Raw genomic sequence first — 15,532 nt, 5'->3', positions numbered from 1 at the left:
GCAAGTCTTGTGCCTTATCGCTTGATAAGGTTACGCAAATTATCAAGATAATGTTGGGCTTGTAATTTTGGATCGATGTTACCAGCCAGCTTTTTCTTGCGGCCTAACCATTCCAGCTCATCTTCCGGTAATTCATCCAGGAAACGGCTTGGGGTCATCTGCTTCATCTGCCCGCCCGCCTTGCGTTGTTCTGCCAAAGTAATGGTCAAGCCCTGACGTGCACGGGTAATGCCCACATACATCAGGCGACGTTCCTCTTCGACGGTTTCTGCAGCGATCGAGTTTTTATGCGGCAAAATTTCTTCTTCCAGCCCAATCAGATACACATACGGAAATTCTAGACCTTTGGACGCATGCAAGGTCAATAAGTTGACTTTATCGGTATCTTCTTCTTCCTGTTGCTGCTCGAGCATATCCAGCAGCACCATTTTACGAATCACACTTTCAATATTCTTTTCGTCGACATCTTCAGCGCGGTTAATCAGGCTTTGAATGCTGCTATAGAGCACTTCGATATTGTCGAGCTTGGTCTTTTCCTGCGCTGGTGTGGCTGCAGTTTCCTTGATGTAATCGATATAACCGGCTTCAATCATCATCTGGCGGATAATTGGCACTGGTTCATCATCATCCAGTAAATTGCGGGTAAAACCCTCAATAAAATCGGCAAACTCAGCCAATTGAGTCGTGGCCTTTTTCGGAATCGCCATGGTCAGACGCTGATCCGCAGCCGCAGCCAGAAGCGACAGATTATTTTCCTGAGCAAATAGACCGAGCTTTTCCAGCGTTACCGGACCAATTGCCCGTTTTGGCGTATTGATAATTCGTAAAAATGCACTGTCATCTTCAGGGTTAATGATCAAGCGTAAATAGCTCATCATGTCCTTGATTTCGGCACGTGCGAAGAAGGACTGTCCGCCAGATAATTTATACGGAATCTGCATCTGACGTAGATGGGTTTCTAAGATACGCGCCTGGAAATTGCCGCGGTACAACACCGCATAATCTTTCCAGCTTTTACCGTTCATCAATTTATGCGTGATCAGGTCTTTGACCACGCGTTCTGCTTCGTCATCATCATTGCGGCAGGTAATCACACGGATCACTTCACCATGGCCTTTGTCCGACCAGAGTTTTTTATCAAAAATATGCGGATTATTACCAATCACGGTGTTGGCTGCTTTGAGAATACGACTGGTCGAACGATAATTCTGTTCCAGTTTGATCACTTTCAGATTAGGAAAATCCTGCTGCAACAAAGCCATATTTTCCGGTTTGGCGCCACGCCAGGCATAAATCGACTGATCATCATCGCCTACGGCGGTGAACTGTCCCATCACACCAACCAGTAATTTCACCAGAATATACTGTGCTGTGTTGGTATCCTGATATTCATCCACCAGCAAATAACGTACCCGGTTTTGCCATTTGTCACGGACTTCGGCATTTTCCTGCAACAAGCGCGTCGGCATCACAATCAGGTCATCAAAATCCACGGCGTTATAAGCGCGTAAATTACGTTCATATAATTGATATAAATGCGCAAACTGCACATCTTCGGCAGTTTCACAGGTAGTATGTGCCTGCTCGGGTGGAATCAGATCATTTTTCCAGTCCGAGATCATTTTCATGGCTTTGGCAATCAGTTCTTTGCTTTCTGCACCGGATAAATTGTCACGCTGCATCAGATCCATCAGAATGCGTTTACAGTCGTCAGCATCCAGAATCGAGAAATTATTTTTCAGTGGGGTATGTTTCAACTCCAGGCGCAGCATATTCAGGCCAAAAGTATGGAAGGTCGAAACTGAAACGCCTTTACTTTCTTCACGCGTCAACAATTTGCTGACACGCTCTTTCATCTCACGTGCTGCCTTGTTGGTAAAAGTCATCGCAGTAATACGATGTGCGGGAATCCCGCAATGCTTGACTAAATACGCGATTTTTCGCGTGATCACTGAAGTCTTGCCTGAACCCGCTCCTGCAAGTACTAACAAGGGTCCTTGAGTGTATTTCATGGCTTCAAGTTGCTTGTCATTTAACTGACTGGCGAGTGACATATGGCTTCCTCTTCTAGATTCGGCTCCGATTATAGTCATCTCTGCGTCAGTTGCCTAATTTAAAATACGATTAATCAGATCAATATTCAGATATAAAAAAACCACCCGAAGGTGGTTTTTTCTTAAGCGTTCAAGAATTATTGAACTGCATATACCGCGATTTCTACACGACGGTTTTGCTCTTTACCTGCGGCAGTTGTATTGTCTGCAATTGGGTTCGCTGAACCTAAACCTTGAGCATTAATACGTGTACGTGAAACACCTTGGCCTGCCAAGTAAGTCGCTACAGAGTTTGCGCGTGCTTGAGACAATGGCAAGTTAATTGAGTCATTACCCGTGCTGTCTGTATAACCAGTTACAAGGATACCGCTCTTGTTATCTTCAGTTAATACTTGCGCCACTTTGTTTAAAGTGCCATAGAAGTTTGGTTTGATATTTGATTTGTTGGTATCAAATGTAATGCTGCCTGGCATCACAAGGTTAATCGAACCATCTGCATTACGGTTAACGTCTACGCCCGTACCCGCTGTTGCTTGACGTAATTTTTTCTCTTTGTTATCAAGATACACACCCGCTGCACCACCAACAACAGCACCAATCGCTGCTGCACGGTTATTTTGACGGCTGGTATTCGCATTGCCTTTAGAAACACCGTAACCTGCTGCAGCACCAATTAAAGTACCTAGAGCAGCTTTATCATATTCCACACCACCGATGTTATTACCAGTTGATTGACAACCTGTAAGTGCTACGGCCCCTGCTACAGCTGCTGAAATGACTAGTGCACGCATCGCATGACTCCTTGTTGTATGCTTTGTTGTTAAGCGAGATAATGATTTAAATTGAATGGTGTAACCATTGAATTTTTGTTAATAATAAATCGTTTAGTAATATTTTGTAATGTTTATATGTAACTAAAACCAAGTAGTTCGTCACAATATCTTCATAGTTTCCTGTTTAGGCTTTTTTATTTGCCTAACTGTCTCTATATTACTCAAAATATGAAAAAATTTAAGTGATTAATCTCTGGGGACTGTTTGGATATGTCATCGAATAGCAACAAGCAACCGACTTTAAAAAAACTGGCGCGTGGCCTGACGGTCACATCCGTCATGACGGGCAGTACTTTTTTTCATGGTCCCCCGGTGCTGGCCTTGGGTTTAACCAAACTTTTTAAAAAATCCGCAAAAGTGGATGAAACCAATATCAAGATTACCAACAGCTGGTTAGGGGTCAACAACTGGCTGATTGAGCATGTGCTGAAAAATACGCAATGGCAAATCAGCGTAGATGAATCACTGGATTTGAATATGCAGGGCCGTTATTTGATGACCTGTAATCATCAGAGCTGGGTCGATACTACTGTCAATCAGTACTTCGGTCTGACTCGTATGCCCCTGACGCGTTTCTTTACCAAATGGGAACTTATTTTTATTCCTTTTGTCGGTCAGGCCTTTAAAATTTTGGGCTTCCCGATGATGAAGCGGCATAGCAAGGAACAGATTGCTAAAAATCCTGCGCTGAAATATCGGGATATGGAAGAGGCACGTAAATCCTGTGAACAGCTGATCAGTCAGCCTTTTACCCTGTTAAATTATCTGGAAGGCACCCGCTTTACCCAGGAAAAGCATGATCAGCAGCAGTCGCCCTATACACATTTACTGAAACCTAAAGCCGGTGGTCTGGCATTGGCGCTCAGTATTCTCGGCGATAAAATTGATGCGCTGGTCGACATGACCATTGTTTATCCTGACGGTATTCCGGGCTATGGTGAATTCTGGTTAGGTGAAGTACCACGTATTGCGGTAAATTTAAGAAAAATTGATATTCCTGACTGGGTACTGGGCGGCAATTATGAAGATGATGCTGAATATCGTGCACGCTTTCAAAAATGGATTGATCAAATCTGGACCGAAAAAGATCAGCTCATCGCACAAATGCAGCAGAACTTTGCCCAAGCCCCGGTCGGATCTGTAACTGAGTAATTATGAAGAACGACAACCCGGACATTACGTCCAGCTCCTTTAAATTTGTTCGTAAAGGAACCTGGGGCTGGAAAATTGCACTGATTTACGACATTTTCATGATGGTTTTAATCATCATCAATCTGTTCTGTCTCAGTGCCAACGCCATTTTAATGAGCGATTTTGGTCAGTGGTTGTTTGACTTTATTCGTTTACCGGAAATCTTGCAGTTTTATAAAAGTGATTTACGCCCTTGGGTCATCATTACCGAGGGCTGGTTTACCACCTTCTTGGTCTGTGAATTACTGGCCCGCTGGGTCATCGCGATTGTTCTGCGTCATCATCGACGCTGGTGGTTCTTCCCTTTTGTGCACTGGTATGAAATTTTATCCATTATCCCTCAGCTACGTTTCCTGCGCCTGCTGCGTGCGGTCGCGATTGGCTACAACCTGCATAGCCATGGTTATAAAGTAATTCCCAATCGCTGGTATCGCCAAGGCAACTTTTATTACAACATGCTGATGGAAGAGCTTTCCAGCCGGGTGGTCCTGACCGTACTGGACGGCATCAAGCGTGAACTGACCACAAGCACATCACATAAACAGTTAATTGATGATCTGGTGGAACATCATCGTAAATTACTGGCCATTGCTTTGGCAGATATCTTGCAGGAATCTTTAGGCAAGGAATTACAGTCACAACGTTCCATGATCGCTAAAAATGTAGGGCAAGTAGTGAATCAGGCGATTGAAGACACTCCTGAATTGACCCAATTATTACGTTTGATTCCAATTGTGGGCAGCCGGATTGAACAGCAAATTCAAAGTATTGGTCAACGCTTGGGGGAAAATATCACGCAAGGACTGATTGAACCATTTACCCACACAGGTCAAAAAGAAAATCCGACTTTTACCCTAATTTCAGATAAAATCAGCCAGATTCAGATTGAACATAATCCACATATTGATAAATTGGTCGAATCGGCTGTTTTTGAAACACTTGAAGCAATCCGAAAACAGGTGAAAGTCAAACAGTGGCAACAGATTTTAGAAGAACATGAGCAAAATCAGAGCTCAATAGATAAGTAAAGTTTAAAGTACAGAATCAGATCAATCCGTCCGGTTCTGTTCGCATAAAAAAATAACTGAGATCGCTAGAGAATTACTGCAATTTGTTCTAGGATTTGCACTATTTACAACATTGCTTCGACACAAAACCAGCACGTCAGAAGTATTTAAGGAAGAATTATGGCTGATATACGGATAAAAGGCAGAATGGTCAATGCGATACGCATTAGCCTAGATACCAATGATCATGATGCAATCCGCCAGCAACTTAGCCCAAAACTACAAGCAGCATTTCCACCCGGCACTTTGGCAGTCATTGAAAGTTCAGTTGAACAGGAACTCATTGCGCTAATTCAACTATTAATCAGTCTGGATGTACAGCCTATGGCTGTTACTGAGGGTTTACTTGGAGATCAGGCGCGCGCCATTCAGTTCCCGGTACTGCCACCTGATCGCCAGTTAGAAGAAATTAAAGCCACCAAAGAACAGATCGTGGAAGTTAAACCAGAACCTACAGCGGTGAATGATAATCAAGCACCTGCTGCTCCGATCGTCGCGCATATCACCTCATATCATGATGAAATCCTGCGTACCGGCCAATGTATCGTGCAGCATAATGGCGACATTATTATTAATGCCGGCATCAACAGTGGTTCAGAAGTGATTGCTTCGGGCAATATTCATGTCTATGGCAGCGCACGTGGCCGTGTCATTGCGGGCGCGGGTGGCAATACTGCAGCACGCATTTTCTGTCATAGCCTCGAAGCTGAACTGATTTCAATTGCAGGAACCTATTGTGTGGCGGATGACATTCCACCGCATGTAGTTAAAAAGTCTGTGCATATTTACTTGAATGATCAACTAGAGCTTGTATTTGAAGCTCTACAATTTTAATGTATAAATAAACACCAAAAACCCCATTTTAAACAGGGGATTTGAACCATAACAGGAGTGGATTCGGTGGCGAAAATTGTTGTCGTAACATCAGGCAAAGGTGGTGTAGGTAAAACTACAACAAGTGCATCTTTTGCAACAGGTTTAGCCCTACGTGGTCACAAAACTGTTGTTATTGATTTTGATGTAGGTTTACGTAACCTTGATTTGATTATGGGCTGTGAACGCCGTGTAGTTTATGATTTTGTGAATGTTTTAAATAACGAAGCACGATTACAACAAGCACTGATTCGCGATAAAGATATTGAAAATTTATATATTTTACCTGCATCACAAACACGTGATAAAGATGCCTTAACCGATGAAGGTGTTGCTCGTGTAATGGATGAGCTTTCGCAGGAATTTGATTATATTATCTGTGATTCGCCTGCCGGTATTGAGCGTGGTGCTATTTTGGCCATGTATCATGCGGATGAAGCCATCATTGTGACCAACCCTGAGATTTCTTCAGTACGTGACTCTGACCGTATCATTGGTATGCTCGACAGTAAAACTAAAAAAGTAGAACAAAACGAAGGTCGCATTCGTAAGCATCTGTGTATTACCCGTTTCAATCCGGAACGTGCCGATAAACAGGAAATGCTAACGATTGATGATATTTCTAAGGATATTTTACGTGTACCGACCCTAGGTGTTATTCCTGAGTGTCCAAGCGTTTTACAAGCATCAAACGAAGGTAAGCCAGTGATTCTTTTCACTGAGGCTTCAGCGGGTCAGGCTTATGATGACCTGGTGGCGCGTTTCCTTGGTGAAGAGCGTCCTTACCGTCATATTGAGGTAAAACCTAAGGGCTGGTTAGCACGACTATTTGGAGCGTAGACATGGCAGGATTCTGGAGTAAACTTTTTAGTGGTGAGGAGAAGCCATCAAGCGCACGGACTGCTAAAGACCGTTTGAAGGTGATCGTTGCATCCGAACAAGGCTTGGGTCGTCGCTTGAGCCAGGACAAAATTGACCAGATGAAGACTGAAATCATGCAAGTGGTCAATCGTTATGTTCGTGGTGTCGATGAACAGCATATTCAAATGCAGGTTCGTTCTGAAGCCAATATTGAAATGCTTGAAATGAATATCAATTTACCTGAAGAACGATAATCTGATTTTTGATTGGTCAAGTAAATTGATTCAAGGCAAAATATGAGAGCGGTAGAAATAGTAGTTTAGCTATATTCCGCCCACTTGAAGCATAGCTTCAAGTCTTGCGACTAGGCAAAGCAGTGCTTTGCTAATCTAGTCTCATATTTTGCCTTTTTTCATGCCGAAAAAACTACATTAGATCAAGGAAATTGCGATGGCATTATCTCAACCAGCGACCTTTAACGAAGAATGGTCAGATGAGCGTGTATTTGCCTACTTGAATCAGCTTCCTCCTGCAGGCGTTAATGCTGATTTTCACGTGCTCTATCATGCTTTCAAGCATATGCGTCCATTTGATTATGAACGCCTGTTGACGAAATTTGTCGCTGATGGCCGTGATGTCAATGCAACCAATCTGGAAGGCCAACGGATTCATGACGTGATTGCCACCTACCCACGTCAAAGTGCCGAGTTTCTGGATGTATTGGCAAAGTTTGCCTGAGTCAAAAATACATAAAAAAGCCTGCTTTGAAAGCAGGCTTTTTTATTGCAAAGATTCTGAAACTAAACCAGAATCTCGCGTTTGCCATTAGCACCCATACCACTGACAATGCCGTTTTCTTCCATCTGGTCAATGATCCGTGCAGCACGGTTATAACCCAGACTGAATTTACGCTGTAAGGATGAAGTGGAAGCCTTACGGGTTTCTAGTACAAATGCCACACACTGGTCATATAACGCATCGCGATCTGATCCACCGTCGCCACCATCTTCAAAACCACGGCTTGATGGTTCTTCATCAAATGGCGTCAGGATTTCGTCCACATAATTTGGTGAACCACGTTCACGCCATGCATCACAGATCCGGTTGACTTCATCATCGGCAATAAAGGCACCATGCACACGCTCAGGTTCAATTTTACCCGGGCCGAGGAATAGCATGTCACCATGACCGAGTAAGTCTTCTGCACCACCTGCATCCAGAATAGTACGCGAATCGATCTTGGAGTTGACCCGCAATGCAACACGCGTTGGAATATTGGCTTTGATCAGACCGGTGATCACATCTACTGATGGACGCTGGGTCGCAAGCAACAGGTGAATACCGGCCGCACGTGATTTTTGTGCCAGACGGGTAATCATTTCTTCGGCTTTTTTACCGACCTGCATGATCATATCCGCGAATTCATCCGCGACAATCACAATAGAAGGCAACGGTGTTAACCGCGGCGCACGTTCACCGACAACAGAATCGCTGGCTTTCCAGGTTGGATCGATCAGGTCTTCACCATTGGCAATTGCCTCTTCCACCTTGCGGTTATAGTCGCTCAGTTTACGGATTTTCAGGAAAGACATCAGTTTATAACGACGTTCCATTTCATTGACACACCAGTTCAATGCGCTGACCGCATCTTTCATATCGGTAACTACAGGCGTCAACAAATGTGGAATATCATTATAGTTCGCCAGTTCTAGCTGCTTCGGATCGATCAGAATAAGACGCAATTCATCTGGGGTATATTTCAGCAACATCGATAGAATCATCGAGTTGACCGCCACTGATTTACCCGAACCTGTGGTCCCTGCCACCAGCATATGCGGCGCTTTCCCCAGATCAGCAATCACCGGATTACCGGAAATATCCTTACCCATTGCCATAGAGAGAATACTATTCGGATCAGTAAAGGCTGGAATGGTCAAAAGTTCGATCAAACGGACCATTTCACGGGTACTGTTTGGTACTTCAATTCCGATATACGGTTTGCCCGGAATGACTTCAACCACACGCACTGATGCCATCGACATCGAACGTGCCAGATCACGCGAAATATTGGTCACTTTGGAGGCTTTTACCCCTGGCGCCAGATCTAGTTCAAAACGTGTCACGACTGGGCCTGGCTGTGCTTCTACCACTTTAGCTTTGACATTGAATTCTTGCAGCTTGATTTCAAGCAATTCAGATAAACGTGCCAGCTGCTCTTCAGTAAAATTCACTTTTTTATTCGGATCGACTTCATCCAGTAAATCCAGACCTGGAAGCGGTGATAAATCTTTTCGGCGCTCCACCACCTGCATGGCACGTGACATCGGACGGCCTGAAGCATCAGTTAAAGGAGCATCAAAATCAAACTCGTCTTCATCTTGTGGTTTACCAGCCGTTTCTTGCCAGGCTTCTACAAATTCTTCTTTAGATAAAGCCTCGCGTACTGCTGCATGAGTTGCAGAAGGAGGAGATACTGGTTGCTCTATACCCTGATGCTGAATTGGTGCCTGAACAAAAGCAGAAGATTGGGCATAGCTTGATGCACGTACTGGTTGGCTTGGCTCATCTTCTTCAATCAGTAAATCACCCAGGTCATCCAGATCGGCCTGTAATGCGCTATTTTTCACGACATGTGCCGTTGTCATAGACGCCATGACAGGTGCAACATTGGTCATGTCTTCTACAATTCTTGACGTTTTTTCAGGCGGCGCGGTATTGAATGGGCTATGCACATCTGTCGCAGTTTTGCCTTGCGGAACTGCAGCCAGAAGTTCATCAAAGATTTCATCATCATCCCAGTCCAGGCCTGTATGTGAAGTCGATGCGGTTCTGGTATGAGCATGAGTCTGTGCTGCAACAGATTGTGGAGCAGCTATATGTGAGACTGGAGAATCAAGCTGTTCTTCTTCGGCTGCTTTGAGTAAGGCATCAATATCCTGTTTATGCCGCTGATCTTCATTTGAATGTAAGGCACGCCACACCTCGCCTGTGGCTACCACACGATCCGGCTGTTGAGGCACTTGCTGTACTTGCTTAAATGTCTCGACTGGCTCAGGAGCCTGCTGCTCAGCTTCGGGAAGATCATCATAAAACTGCGGTTGTTGTGATTCTTTATCGGCAAAATCATCAAATAAGCGTTCAGCCACCTGATCACGTACCACCGGATCTATTTCTACCAGTTGATGCTCAGGCGCAGGTGTTACTGCAACCGCTACTTTTTTTGCACTAATGACTGGCTCTTTTTTGGCAACAGGTGCAGTCCGATCAAAATCAGACATGCCTTCAGGCACATTACGGTAGAACAGGTCTTGTAGATAAGCAGGCGTTGCTTTGAGGCTGCTCCAGGTCTTGTTCCACTTCACCCCAAAAGCCAAGGTAAATAACACCACCCAAAGCACCAGCAGGAAGAATGCTGCACCATAGACTGTCAGCAATTGTTCCAGACTCTGGCCTAATTCATAGCCAATAATACCGCCGGAAGAATTATCCAGCGTATCAGCAGGAACTTGCCAGAATAAAAACAAAAGCGCTGAGGTGCTCAGCAACAGGAAGAATTGCGCAGCATAGCGAAATGGCCGGTTCAGGAAGCTACGCGGCCACCAGACCTGAATCGCTTCCATAAACAGATAGACAGGGATCAGCAGACTTGCCCAACCGAGAAAGCCAAACAAAAGGTCTGCAATCCAGGCACCCGCTACCCCACTGGCATTCGAAACGGTCTGCGTATCACTGGAGATATGCATCCACCCCGGATCAAATGGCGTATAGGTCACTGTTGCAAGAAACAGATAAATCCCAAATGAGACTAAAAATAATGTCATTACTAAGCGCTGTGCATAGGCACTCGACACCGCTGTCATATACTGTCCTGTAACCAATTCTTCATGAATATTCTTTTGCTTCAATGCTTGAAAAAAGCGACGCAATAAAATACATATTATGCACCTGTTCTGTGAAAAAAGATGCACTATTGTGCAAGCACAATGTTACTTATGCTATATAGCTCAAATCGATTTCAATGATCAATAATATCGACTTTAATCTCACACCACTGTTATACAGTTTCACGTATAATTCAATAAATTTCTAAATAAAAAAGGATACAGCTGATGAGCGCACGTCACTCACGACTGATTATTTTAGGTTCTGGCCCCGCAGGCTACAGCGCAGCAGTCTATGCAGCGCGTGCAAACCTAAAACCAACCCTCATTGCCGGTTTGCAACTGGGCGGCCAATTGACCACGACCACGGACGTGGATAACTGGCCAGGTGATCCTGAAGGCTTAACCGGTCCAGCATTGATGGAGCGTATGCAGGCGCATGCAGAGCGCTTTGGCACTGAAATCGTGTATGATCATATCAATGAAGTAGATCTAAACCAGCGCCCTTTCGTATTGAAAGGCGATATGGACGAATTTACCTGTGATGCTTTAATCATCTGTACCGGTGCAACAGCTCAATATTTAGGTCTTGAATCTGAAGCTGCCTTTATGGGTCAAGGCGTCAGCGCTTGCGCCACTTGTGATGGTTTCTTCTACAAAAACCAGAAAGTCATGGTTGTGGGTGGTGGTAATACCGCTGTTGAAGAAGCCTTATACTTATCCAATATCGCTTCGCATGTGACTCTGGTTCATCGCCGTGATTCATTACGTTCTGAAAAAATCTTGCAAGATCATTTATTTGCTAAAGAAAAAGAAGGCAAGATCAGCATTATCTGGAACCATCAGGTCGATGAAGTACTCGGTGATGCACAATCTGGCGTAACTTCAGTTCGTCTTAAATCAACTCAAGATGATTCTACTCAAAACGTTGATGTGACAGGTATGTTTGTGGCGATTGGTCACAAGCCAAATAGCACCATGTTTGAAGGTCAGTTGGAGCTTCGTGACGGCTATATCCAGGTGCAAAGCGGTACTGCAGGTAATGCAACACAAACTTCCGTACCGGGTGTATTTGCAGCCGGTGACATTGCGGACAGCATTTACCGTCAAGCCATTACTTCTGCGGGTTCAGGCTGTATGGCTGCGCTTGATGCGGAAAAATATCTTGATGCGATGGGCAAACTAGACTAAGCAGCAAGAATAAAAAAGCCGTCCATTATGGGCGGCTTTTTTATTGCTAGAATGAGATGATGATTTATCTATAGATTTATGTCGGGTCTGCCATGTCTTTACTTCCTCCCTCAGAATTCATTTTTCCCAATCCGGTCGAGGTTGATCCTGAAGGTGAAGGACTGATTTGTATTGGTGCCGACCTCTCCCCTTCTACACTTTATGAAGCCTATACACATGGATTATTTCCATGGTTTTCAGAAGGTGATCCAATTTGCTGGTGGAGTCCGGAACCACGCTGCATTATTCGCCCCGAAGATTATCATCCAAGCAAATCCCTGCTACGCAATATGAAAAAGCAGGACTATAAAATTACAATCAATCATGCTTTTGAAAGGGTGATTCGTTCCTGTTCATTGCCGCGTGCTTATGCAGACGACACCTGGATCAGTGAAGATATTATCGCAGGCTATTGTGACATGTTCGACGCAGGGTATGGTTATAGCATTGAGGTCTGGGATGAAGATCGCGTCGTCGGTGGACTTTATGGTGTGACCATCGGTCAAGGCTGTTTTGGTGAATCTATGTTTAGTACGCAAACCGATGTTTCTAAAATGGCTTTCTATACTTTAATGCTGATTGGACAGGAAAATAAACTACCCTGGATCGACTGCCAACTGGTCAACGATCATCTTTTAAGCCTAGGTGCCTGCACACTTTCTCGCCAAGACTATCTTAATTCTTTACAAGATATTGTAAAAAAGCCTGCGATTGATTGGAAAAAGTATCAGGAAGGTGTATTTTCAAGTAAAACAATAGCGCAAAACGCGCGCTTAAGTGAATGAAAATAACAGAGGGTAGTTGTTATGAACTCTTATCAGCCAAAGGCCCTACTGAACGATTTACAGTATTATATTACGCCGCCGCATGATTGCAGCTATCTGCCCAACAAGTCGGCGCGCATGGTTTTTCTGGATCCCGCACATCGAATTGATGTAGTCACTTTATCGGAACTGTCACGTACCGGTTTCCGTCGCAGTGGTGATTTCGTGTATCGCCCCGAATGTCATTTGTGTCGTCAATGTCTGTCTTCGCGTGTGCCTGTTGCTGAATTCCGCATGAACAGTTCACAAAAAAAAGCCTGGAAACGTAATCAGGATCTGGTGATAAAAATTACCAGTCCAGAGCACGCCGGGGACCTACATTATGCGCTGTATGAACGCTATATCAATGAACGCCACGCAGATGGCGATATGTTCCCACCCACCCGGGATCAGTTCGAAAAATTTTTATTGCAAAGCTGCACCGACAGCTTCTTTCTAGAATTATGGCAAAGTGAGCGTCTAATCAGTGTTTCAACCTGTGACTTGCTGGATGATGGCATTTCTGCCGTCTATACCTTCTTTGACCCAGATGAAAATCGCCGCTCACTTGGTGCTTTTGCAATCTTGAAACAGATTGAACATGCACAAAAGCTGGGCTTACAATTTATCTATCTGGGATATTGGGTGCCGCATTCTAGCAAAATGAATTACAAATCTCAGTATCTGCCACTGGAACTCTTGATCGATGGACAATGGCGACGTTTAAATCATGCATTGAGTGCCACGGAGATTCAGCAATTGGGAAACTCATTAATGACGACCTTACCCAGCGGATGGAATCACCAGATTATTAAATAAGGTCGTCAGTTTGTATTATTTAAATAGACTAGCAAAATCATCCGTACATGCTTTTACCATAATGATGGCATGTTCACGGCTTCCGTTACTGTTAGGATAATAATTCTTGCGCAGATCAATCTGATGAAAGCCTGATTTTTCATACAGCTTGATCGCAGCCAGATTACTCTCGCGCACTTCCAGGAAAATCTGCACCGGATTATTTTTTAGCATCGCCACTGAAGCCTCCAGCAACTGATAGCCCAAGCCCTGACCTTGCTGTGCCGGATCAATTGCCATGAGCAATAAATTGGCTTCATCCAGCACTGGTTGTAAAATACAAAATCCGGCCACCTGCCCTTGCACTTCAATCACGGTACTTTGATAAGCTGTTACAGCATCTTCGAACTGTTTTAAAGTCCAGGGATGTGATTGAACTGATTTTTCAATCTTTGCAACGACTTCTACATCCGCTGCTTGCATTAAACGAATCATCTTCGTTCATCTTATATAGAATCAACCTCCGCATTATAGAAACTTCATCCAAAAAATCGAGCAAAAAAAAGAGCGATTTTAGTCGCTCTCCAATCTTCAGTTCTGTCACAAACCCAATTTGGCTTTCCAGGTCGCCAACAGTTGATCTGTATAATGATCATTCGGATGGAATCCCGGTTTAAAATACATCAGCATTTCTTTCGCCATACCCGTAATGACACCTTTAGAAGGACTATAGGCATAGATATAAATGGCTTTTAAGGACTCAAGATTAAACTGCTGATCCTGTTTAAGCAAACGGGCGAGGAAATAGCTTTGCACTACAAATAAGGTTGCCATTGCGATCACCAAGGATGAAGTACGCAGTGCATAAGCTTTTAGGCCCTTGCCAAAAACTCCTTCGAAGACATCATATGCCACTGCCTTATGTTCATTTTCCTCGATGGCATGCCATAACCACATGGTTTTCATGGTTTCATCTGTCATCAATTCCTGAATGTGGCTATTGGTCAAAAGCTGTGAGGCAATGGTTGCAGTGAAATGCTCAAGTGCCGTAGTTGCAGTCAAATCTACCATTTCTTGGGTAATTCCCACAGGCTTACCCAGTTTAGCCATGACTTTACGTGTCGTTTGAATGACTTTATCGGTATAACGATCAAGCGTCTCGACATCATGCCCATGTTTTTGCGCAGAAGCATTAAAGCCGATATGCTCGTGAGTATGCATGGCTTCCTGACCAATAAAAGCAGAAATTTCTTTTTGTAATGCTTCATTATTGGCAATTGCAGGATGGTTACGTACCGCGCGGACTGAATCTATAAAAAACTTTTCACCTGCTGGAAATAGCGCAGATAATGCGGTCATAAAATGAGTGAGACCTGCTGAACCATTCATCCAATATTCCGGTACAGCATCAAAATCAAAGTTCATGCGACGAACTGGAAAACTTGCACCCGCACGATTTGTAATATTTACTTTCGCATTCATGTGACCACTCCCATCAGGCCAATCCAGACCCGAAAATGTAATATTCATATTCTTATCTGTATATTACGTGGTAATTTTTTTTACATAAGTGCAGTTTAGGTCAAGCCAATATCAGATAAGGACAGCTTTTAAAATCATTGTCCGACAATCTATTTTTAGTTTTATAAAAAGTTTGAATCAAAAAAAGCGCCTCAAAGAGGCGCTTTTCTTACACAATCAGCGATTATGCAGTTACTTTAGCAACTACACCAGCACCAACTGTACGACCGCCTTCACGGATCGCAAAACGTAGACCTGGGTCCATTGCGATCGGGTGGATTAGCTCTACTGACATCTCAACGTTGTCACCAGGCATAACCATTTCCACGCCTTCTTTAAGCGCGATCGCACCAGTTACGTCCGTAGTACGGAAGTAGAACTGTGGACGGTAACCGTTAAGGAATGGAGTGTGACGACCAC

15 protein-coding genes are annotated in these 15,532 nt (G+C 44.1%); 9 read left to right on the top strand and 6 right to left on the bottom strand.

Annotated elements, in window-relative coordinates; all coding sequences use genetic code 11:
- Positions 1 to 14: 14 nt before the first annotated feature.
- A complete protein-coding gene (locus NI469_RS10370; RefSeq protein ID WP_004730583.1) occupies positions 15 to 2,054 on the bottom strand; it encodes a UvrD-helicase domain-containing protein in 2,040 nt (679 codons plus the stop codon).
- Between the two features lie 137 nt (positions 2,055 to 2,191).
- A complete protein-coding gene (locus NI469_RS10365; RefSeq protein ID WP_004646124.1) occupies positions 2,192 to 2,845 on the bottom strand; it encodes a YiaD family glycine zipper/OmpA-like lipoprotein in 654 nt (217 codons plus the stop codon).
- A gap of 252 nt (positions 2,846 to 3,097) precedes the next feature.
- On the opposite strand from NI469_RS10365, the gene NI469_RS10360 reads away from it, so the two are divergent.
- The 6 genes from NI469_RS10360 to NI469_RS10335 all read left to right on the top strand — a co-directional run bounded on the left by NI469_RS10360 (position 3,098) and on the right by NI469_RS10335 (position 7,617).
- Positions 3,098 to 4,039, top strand: a complete 942-nt coding sequence (locus NI469_RS10360; protein WP_253160819.1) for an acyltransferase — start codon at positions 3,098 to 3,100, stop codon at positions 4,037 to 4,039.
- Between the two features lie 2 nt (positions 4,040 to 4,041).
- A complete protein-coding gene (locus NI469_RS10355; protein WP_004279261.1) occupies positions 4,042 to 5,106 on the top strand; it encodes a hypothetical protein in 1,065 nt (354 codons plus the stop codon).
- A 159-nt stretch (positions 5,107 to 5,265) separates the two neighbouring features.
- Positions 5,266 to 5,979: a septum site-determining protein MinC gene (gene minC / locus NI469_RS10350; RefSeq protein ID WP_253175085.1), complete on the top strand. Its 714-nt coding sequence runs from the start codon at positions 5,266 to 5,268 to the stop codon at positions 5,977 to 5,979.
- A 66-nt stretch (positions 5,980 to 6,045) separates the two neighbouring features.
- A complete protein-coding gene (gene minD, locus NI469_RS10345; RefSeq protein WP_004646120.1) occupies positions 6,046 to 6,858 on the top strand; it encodes a septum site-determining protein MinD in 813 nt (270 codons plus the stop codon).
- 2 nt (positions 6,859 to 6,860) lie between these two features.
- Positions 6,861 to 7,133, top strand: coding sequence for a cell division topological specificity factor MinE (gene minE / locus NI469_RS10340; protein ID WP_005104804.1), 273 nt, complete (start codon positions 6,861 to 6,863; stop codon positions 7,131 to 7,133).
- Between the two features lie 196 nt (positions 7,134 to 7,329).
- Positions 7,330 to 7,617, top strand: a complete 288-nt coding sequence (locus tag NI469_RS10335; protein ID WP_114541551.1) for a PA4642 family protein — start codon at positions 7,330 to 7,332, stop codon at positions 7,615 to 7,617.
- Positions 7,618 to 7,679: 62 nt separating this feature from the next.
- Here NI469_RS10335 and NI469_RS10330 read toward each other — a convergent pair whose 3' ends face one another.
- Positions 7,680 to 10,739 (bottom strand): DNA translocase FtsK, encoded by a 3,060-nt coding sequence (locus NI469_RS10330; protein WP_253175083.1) that lies wholly within the window; start codon positions 10,737 to 10,739, stop codon positions 7,680 to 7,682.
- Positions 10,740 to 10,988: 249 nt separating this feature from the next.
- Here NI469_RS10330 and trxB point away from each other — a divergent pair, with 249 nt between their 5' ends.
- The 3 genes from trxB (at position 10,989) to NI469_RS10315 (ending at position 13,612) form a co-directional block, all read left to right on the top strand.
- Positions 10,989 to 11,951, top strand: a complete 963-nt coding sequence (trxB, locus tag NI469_RS10325) for a thioredoxin-disulfide reductase (protein ID WP_253160813.1) — start codon at positions 10,989 to 10,991, stop codon at positions 11,949 to 11,951.
- A gap of 92 nt (positions 11,952 to 12,043) precedes the next feature.
- Entirely contained in the window at positions 12,044 to 12,775 is a 732-nt protein-coding gene (aat, locus tag NI469_RS10320; protein ID WP_253160811.1) for a leucyl/phenylalanyl-tRNA--protein transferase, read from the top strand.
- Between the two features lie 21 nt (positions 12,776 to 12,796).
- Complete coding sequence (locus NI469_RS10315; protein ID WP_253175082.1) at positions 12,797 to 13,612, top strand: arginyltransferase; 816 nt, start codon at positions 12,797 to 12,799, stop codon at positions 13,610 to 13,612.
- Between the two features lie 15 nt (positions 13,613 to 13,627).
- Here the strand turns inward: NI469_RS10315 and rimI are convergent, their stop codons facing one another.
- The 3 genes from rimI to NI469_RS10300 form a co-directional block, all read right to left on the bottom strand.
- Positions 13,628 to 14,086, bottom strand: a complete 459-nt coding sequence (gene rimI, locus NI469_RS10310) for a ribosomal protein S18-alanine N-acetyltransferase (protein WP_005104810.1) — start codon at positions 14,084 to 14,086, stop codon at positions 13,628 to 13,630.
- A 105-nt stretch (positions 14,087 to 14,191) separates the two neighbouring features.
- Positions 14,192 to 15,073, bottom strand: coding sequence for a metal-dependent hydrolase (locus tag NI469_RS10305; RefSeq protein WP_005104811.1), 882 nt, complete (start codon positions 15,071 to 15,073; stop codon positions 14,192 to 14,194).
- 223 nt (positions 15,074 to 15,296) lie between these two features.
- Positions 15,297 to 15,532: EF-Tu C-terminal domain-related protein (locus NI469_RS10300; RefSeq protein ID WP_475653502.1), on the bottom strand; the 236-nt coding region annotated here is incomplete at its 5' end.

Source organism: Acinetobacter lwoffii (assembly GCF_024129735.1).
In the GTDB taxonomy this organism is placed as follows: Bacteria; Pseudomonadota; Gammaproteobacteria; order Pseudomonadales; family Moraxellaceae; genus Acinetobacter; species Acinetobacter lwoffii_H.
This window is presented reverse-complemented; position numbering and strand designations above follow the sequence as displayed.

Coding starts and splice junctions, on each gene's coding strand:
- trxB (WP_253160813.1), top strand. CDS start 10,989: ATGAGCGCACGTCACTCACGACTGATTATTTTAGGTTCTGGCCCCGCA.
- NI469_RS10330 (WP_253175083.1), bottom strand. CDS start 10,739: ATGACAGCGGTGTCGAGTGCCTATGCACAGCGCTTAGTAATGACATTA.
- NI469_RS10355 (WP_004279261.1), top strand. CDS start 4,042: ATGAAGAACGACAACCCGGACATTACGTCCAGCTCCTTTAAATTTGTT.
- NI469_RS10370 (WP_004730583.1), bottom strand. CDS start 2,054: ATGTCACTCGCCAGTCAGTTAAATGACAAGCAACTTGAAGCCATGAAA.
- NI469_RS10305 (WP_005104811.1), bottom strand. CDS start 15,073: ATGAATGCGAAAGTAAATATTACAAATCGTGCGGGTGCAAGTTTTCCA.
- NI469_RS10365 (WP_004646124.1), bottom strand. CDS start 2,845: ATGCGTGCACTAGTCATTTCAGCAGCTGTAGCAGGGGCCGTAGCACTT.
- aat (WP_253160811.1), top strand. CDS start 12,044: ATGTCTTTACTTCCTCCCTCAGAATTCATTTTTCCCAATCCGGTCGAG.
- minE (WP_005104804.1), top strand. CDS start 6,861: ATGGCAGGATTCTGGAGTAAACTTTTTAGTGGTGAGGAGAAGCCATCA.
- NI469_RS10335 (WP_114541551.1), top strand. CDS start 7,330: ATGGCATTATCTCAACCAGCGACCTTTAACGAAGAATGGTCAGATGAG.
- NI469_RS10315 (WP_253175082.1), top strand. CDS start 12,797: ATGAACTCTTATCAGCCAAAGGCCCTACTGAACGATTTACAGTATTAT.
- rimI (WP_005104810.1), bottom strand. CDS start 14,086: ATGATTCGTTTAATGCAAGCAGCGGATGTAGAAGTCGTTGCAAAGATT.
- minC (WP_253175085.1), top strand. CDS start 5,266: ATGGCTGATATACGGATAAAAGGCAGAATGGTCAATGCGATACGCATT.
- NI469_RS10360 (WP_253160819.1), top strand. CDS start 3,098: ATGTCATCGAATAGCAACAAGCAACCGACTTTAAAAAAACTGGCGCGT.